Genomic DNA, 287 nt, shown 5'->3' with positions numbered 1-287 from the left:
GTGTTGTTCAGGCTACACGCAGCGCTTTATTGCTTTCAAAAATTATTAGAAGAAATTCAGGTCTTCGAAGCAAATAAAACGTATTCTTATCACCAGCCTGTTAACGTCGTTCGCTTATTTGTAGATAAAGTGGAATCCATCGTTCGGGACTTACAAACAGAAGCGATTCCTTCAGAGTCTGAAGCAATTTTGCAAGAAACAGCACGTCTCGTTCACGAAGTATTCTTCTCCACCGACGCCTATACGCAAGAAAGATTTTTTATTTATCGTCACATATGGAGTGAACT

1 pseudogene is annotated in these 287 nt (G+C 39.7%); it reads left to right on the top strand.

From position 1 onward, the window contains the following. Window positions 1–287 (top strand): annotated as a pseudogene (locus tag ACSG5Z_RS31700) (SWIM zinc finger family protein); the annotation flags it as partial.

This window comes from Bacillus pretiosus (genome assembly GCF_051294775.1).
Classification (GTDB): Bacteria; Bacillota; Bacilli; order Bacillales; family Bacillaceae_G; genus Bacillus_A; species Bacillus_A wiedmannii.
This window is presented reverse-complemented; position numbering and strand designations above follow the sequence as displayed.